The sequence below is a fragment of the Rhodoblastus sp. genome (assembly GCF_041915505.1).
In the GTDB taxonomy this organism is placed as follows: domain Bacteria; phylum Pseudomonadota; class Alphaproteobacteria; order Rhizobiales; family Beijerinckiaceae; genus Rhodoblastus.
On the sequence record NZ_JAYSBG010000264.1, the window covers coordinates 1 to 4,956 of the forward strand.

General features: G+C 64.7%; 5 protein-coding genes. 3 read left to right on the forward strand and 2 right to left on the reverse strand.

Features of this window, described 5'->3' with window-relative positions:
- The 3 genes from ACE3S9_RS14660 to ACE3S9_RS14670 form a co-directional block, all read left to right on the forward strand.
- A partial coding sequence (locus ACE3S9_RS14660; RefSeq protein ID WP_374547221.1) for a DUF4105 domain-containing protein occupies window positions 1–558 on the forward strand: 558 nt, incomplete at its 5' end.
- 176 nt (window positions 559–734) lie between these two features.
- Window positions 735–1,547 (forward strand): uridine kinase, encoded by an 813-nt coding sequence (locus ACE3S9_RS14665; RefSeq protein ID WP_374547222.1) that lies wholly within the window; start codon window positions 735–737, stop codon window positions 1,545–1,547.
- A 12-nt stretch (window positions 1,548–1,559) separates the two neighbouring features.
- Window positions 1,560–2,393, forward strand: a complete 834-nt coding sequence (locus tag ACE3S9_RS14670; protein WP_374547223.1) for a molybdenum storage protein subunit alpha — start codon at window positions 1,560–1,562, stop codon at window positions 2,391–2,393.
- A 139-nt stretch (window positions 2,394–2,532) separates the two neighbouring features.
- On the opposite strand, the gene ACE3S9_RS14675 is transcribed toward ACE3S9_RS14670, so the two are convergent.
- Entirely contained in the window at window positions 2,533–3,795 is a 1,263-nt protein-coding gene (locus ACE3S9_RS14675; protein WP_374547224.1) for a toll/interleukin-1 receptor domain-containing protein, read from the reverse strand.
- 215 nt (window positions 3,796–4,010) lie between these two features.
- Window positions 4,011–4,956, reverse strand: a 946-nt coding sequence (locus ACE3S9_RS14680; protein WP_374547225.1) for a RyR domain-containing protein, incomplete at its 5' end; no start/stop codon positions are given.

Consider the following 4,956-nt stretch of genomic DNA (forward strand, 5'->3'; position numbering starts at 1 on the left):
ATCATGAGCTTCGGCTTCGAGGACGGCCGCAAATTGTCCTGGTCGGTTGAGGTTCGCCGCGAAAAAGGCAGCGATTTCTCGCCGGTCGCGGACGCTTTCCGGCGCCACACTTTGATCTATCTCGCCACCACGGAGCGCGACTCCGTTCTGCTGCGCAGCAATATCCGCAAGGAAGACGTCCGCCTCTACCGGCTCACCACCCCACCCGAACGCGTGCGGCGCCTGCTGCTGGAATATGTCGCCGAATCCAATGCGCTCGCCGAGCAGCCCAAATTCTACAATTCCCTCACCGCCAATTGCACCACCGACGTCCTCAGGCTGGTGGAGGCGGCCGGCGACCGCTTTCCCTTCGATTGGCGGCTGATCGTCAACGGCTTCCTGCCCGGCTATCTCTACGATCACGGCGCCGTCGACACCTCGATTCCGCTCGATGAGCTGATCCGGCGCGCTGCGATCAGCGACAAGGCGCGCGCCGCCGGCGATGTCCCGGATTTCTCGGAACGCATTCGCGTCGGCGTCCCCTTCCCCGCCCCGCGCGCCGCCGCCCGGGCGGAGTGATCGGCGCATCGCCCGCAAGCGCGCGGCTTCCGGCGCGACGGCCGGATGCTGCATCCTTGGTCGTTTTTTCCTCGCGGCGGAAAACCTGCACAAATTTCGGCTATTGCTGGGCTCTTCGGCCAGCCTTATCAAATCACGGCAACAAGAAACGAGATCGACGAAGAAAGGCTGTTTCGATGACCCCGACGAGCACGGAGCTTGAGGCGCTGCTGATGCAGCGTTCGCTGACCGACGCGCAGCTTCAGACTGCGGCGGAGGCTTCCGCCGATTTTCGCATCCTGCCGGACGCCACCGTGTTGAAGATCGGCGGCCAGAGCGTGATCGACCGCGGCCGCGCCGCGGTCTATCCGCTGGTCGACGAGATCGTCGCCTGCCGCAAGGCCCATCAGATGCTGATCGGCACCGGCGCCGGCACCCGCGCGCGGCACCTCTATTCGATCGCCGCCGAGCTGAACCTGCCGGCGGGCGTGCTGTCGCAGCTCGGCGCCTCGGTCGCCGACCAGAACGCCGCAATGCTCGGCCAGCTCCTCTCCAAGCACGGCATTTCCAATGTCAGCGGCGCCGGCATGTCGTCCGTGCCGTTGTTCCTCGCCGAGGTCAATGCGGTCATTTTCAGCGGCATGCCACCCTATGGCCTGTGGATGCGCCCCGCCGCCGAGGGCGTCATCCCGCCCTATCGCACCGACGCCGGCTGCTTCCTGGTGGCCGAGCAGTTCGGCTGCAAGGCGATGATTTTCGTGAAGGACGAAAACGGCCTCTACACCGCCAATCCCAAGACCGACAAGAACGCCAAATTCATCCCGAAAATCTCGGTCGCCGAAATGAAGGCGCAAGGCCTGCACGATTCCATCCTGGAATTCCCGATGCTCGATCTCCTGACGGCGGCGCGCCACGTCCGCGAGGTGCAGGTCATCAATGGCCTCGTCCCCGGCAACCTCACCCGCGCGCTGGCCGGCGAACATGTCGGCACTATCATCACCGCGAGCTGAAGAGATAAAGACATGACCGACACCGCCAACACCATCAAACACGTCACCTCACCGCTCGCGCGCCAGACCCTGCTCGACAACGAGCTCACCCGGCCGGTGGCGGGCGTGCGCCCGATCCGACTCCTGCCCTGGCTGCAGGTCGTCAAGATCGGCGGACGCTCGATCATGGATCGCGGCCCGAAGGCGATCCTTCCGATCGTGGACGAGATCCGCAAGGTCCTGCCCGAGCATCGCCTGCTGATCCTGACCGGCGCGGGCGTGCGCGCCCGCCATCTCTACAGCGTCGGGCTCGATCTCGGCCTGCCGGTTGGCTCGCTGGCGCCGCTGGCGGCGAGCGAGGCGGGCCAAAACGGCCATATCCTGGCCTCGCTGCTGTCACCGGAAGGCGTCTCCTATGTCGAGCATCCGACCATTGCGAGCCGGCTGGCGATCCATCTGCAGGCGGCGCGCGCCGTGGTGGGCAGCGCCTTCCCGCCCTATCACCACCACGAATTCCCGACCTCGCGCATTCCGGTTCACCGGGCCGATACGGGCGCCTTCCTGGTCGCCGACGCGCTCGGCGCCGCCGGCCTGACCATTGTGGAGGATGTGGACGGGGTCTATGACGCCGACCCCAATGGCGCGAATGGGGCGCAGGCGAAGTTGATCGCCGAGACGACCTCGGCGGCGCTCACCGAAATGACGGCGCCGCTGCCGTTCGACCGCGCGCTTCCCGAAGTGATGGCGACGGCGCGCCATATCGAGCGGGTGCAGATCGTCAACGGCCTAGTCCCGGGCCGCCTGACCGCCGCTCTGCGCGGCGAGCATGTCGGCACCCTCATCCACACCGGCGCCAGACGAAACTGAAGGCGACAAAACGGTCCGGGACGGCCGGCCCCAAGGGGCCGGCCGTTGTCATCCTGGCGTCGCCGAATACTCGGGAAACCCGGCATGTTTCATTCATAGCCATCCGAAATGGCCATGAACGCCAGTCGCCATGAACTGCTTAATCCTTACTTAATCGGCCGCCGAGCGCTGTCGACGCCAAATGATGGGCGCGCCCTGGTCCAAAGTCTCGGTCAGCCCCTGATCCGTCTACACGATAAGAACCGGCGCTCGCTTGGCCGGTCACGGTCGAGACACATCGCATATGGCCTTCGGCAAAAGCGCATTTGCCTTCGTCCTCAGCCTTCGCCTCATCGAGATAGCGTCCGTCGGAGCCGTTCTGGACCAACCAGGTCCAAGTCAGGCCGTTCTGGATCGTAACCGCGCGCCAGCGTCCGAGCATGGCCGGGTTGGGCGGGTTGAGAGGCGGCGCCGCTTCCGCAGGTTGAAAAACGGCTGACGCGCCATCGGATGACGTGACCTCAACCGAATCGGTCCCAATGGCCCGATAGGTTCCGGTCCGGACATAACCCGTAGTCGATATAGTGCGGTATCTGCCCTTCCCCCCGGTAAAGGTTCCGGCCTCCTGGAGCCGCATCGTCAATCTGTAGGCGCCGTCCGCGGCGATCGAATAAACGAATCGCGTCGGATAGCCAGCCACGATCCCCTGACGCTCGAATGTCCCGATGATCTCTGGATCGACAGAGGGTTTCCGATCGACCGCGGGCGCGCTCGACGCAGGAGCGGATTGCTCTTTCTTGCCGTCAGCGGGCGCCAGCATAGCGACGGGCTTCGCGTCGGCGTTGGCCGCCTGCGGCGCCGTCTCATTGGTTTGGCCTCGGCGGAGCAGGACCGCGGTAAGCGCAGCCGCGACAATGAGGCTTGCAGACACGAGGGCCAACAGCAGCTTGGGCGCCAGGCCGGCCCGGCTTCTGACAGGGACGACGCCGGACGGCGCAATATGTGGACGATCCGGATCGATCTGCAACAAAACCCTGACCGCTTCCGCGAGACGTCGCAGATGGTTCTCGACTGGAGGCGTAAGCGCGTCGAGCCAGTGTACGGAACCGATGAAATATTCGAGGGAATGCGTCGGCGCGATATCCTCAATGCGCAGGGGAATGATGGGCAGGCCCTTGTGCACCGCCCGCTCGACCTCGCGTCTGATCTGCGGCGACGTGTTGGCGTTGGCTGAAAATATCAGGACCAGCGCCTTCGACCCATTGATCGCCTCGACTATGGCGTCGCCCCATTCCATCCCGGCAATGATGTCGCGTGGCGCAATCCAGCAGCGGATGCCGCAAGCTTCCAGGGTGGCGCACGCGGCGTCCGCCACCGTCTTGTCCAGGCTCGAATAGCTGATGAAAACGTCGTGCGTCATCATCGAAAAGCGCCTTCAGCTTTCCTCCGCCGGTCGCTCGGTCATCATTCGAGCAAGGCGCTTTCGATCCAGTTGGTCCCAGCCGAAAGATACCGGGCGCAATCACGTTTCGGTCCTCTTTGCAAAGCCGGCATGACCGCAGGACCGGTAATTCATGCAAATATAAACGGTAATCGTCTGAAGGAACAGTCGTGGCTGGAGTCGCACCCTGACGCGGCCTAGTGACGGGATTTCGCGATTTCGGCGAGGCCGCGGACAGACGAGCGATCCAATTCCTGCTCTTCCGCCGGCAGCGCGTCGAAGTCGCGGATGCTTGGATGAATCAGGCGCGCATTGTCGCGCTCCGGGCCGGATCGCCAGCCGTGTTCAATTCGATCCGCCATCCAGCGGCGATGCTCGATCCGGGCCAGACGATCGAGCCGTGCGGGATCGTCGATCGCGCGTCCGATCGCTTCGGCGTCGCCGAGCGACAGCCCCTCGCTCGCGAACAGGATGGCGATATGATCCGCCGCGGCGCGGTTGGCCTCGCGCAGGTTTTCCGGCAAGTCGTTCCACGCCGCGACGGCTTCGGGCAATCCTGGGCGGATCGACTTCGTCGTATCGAGATAGCGGGCATGCAGCGCCATGGCGATTTCGTCGCCCTTGCGATCAAGGACGCGCGCGACGGTTTCAGCGCGGATCGGCCCGCTGAAAGGCGCCATGCGGCTGTGGTCGCGGTTCTTGATCTTGGTTTCCTGCAGCGCCCCGATCAGAAAATCCTCCCTGCTCTGGCGCAGCAGGATGGGCGTCGACTCCGTGAGCAAGGGATTGGCCGGCCGGCGCAGCGCCAAAGCGGCGGCGACCGCGTCGGCGCCGTCGAGCAGGATCACGACCAGATGAGGCGGACCAAAGGCCGCGACGCAGACCTCGGCGTCCTGGTCGCTCGGAAGATTGGACGGGCCGGCGTCGAGGATCTCGATGCGCACGATCAGATCGAGATCCGGATGGGCCGCCAGCCAGGGCGTGATCGACTCGCGCTCCTTGGCGTCCAGCACCAAGGTGAGCGTCGGCCGCTCCGTCGGATGGTCCTGAAGCGCGACGATCAGCTGACTCAGCGCCTGTTCCCAGCGTCCCTTGAGGCCCAGCACCATGGCGTGGCTCGGGGCATTATGGTCGCTTTTCGTG

Excerpts from the sequence above, each read along its gene's own strand:
- ACE3S9_RS14670 (WP_374547223.1), top strand. The coding sequence starts at position 1,560 with ATGACCGACACCGCCAACACCATCAAACACGTCACCTCACCGCTCGCG.
- ACE3S9_RS14675 (WP_374547224.1), bottom strand. The coding sequence starts at position 3,795 with ATGATGACGCACGACGTTTTCATCAGCTATTCGAGCCTGGACAAGACG.
- ACE3S9_RS14665 (WP_374547222.1), top strand. The coding sequence starts at position 735 with ATGACCCCGACGAGCACGGAGCTTGAGGCGCTGCTGATGCAGCGTTCG.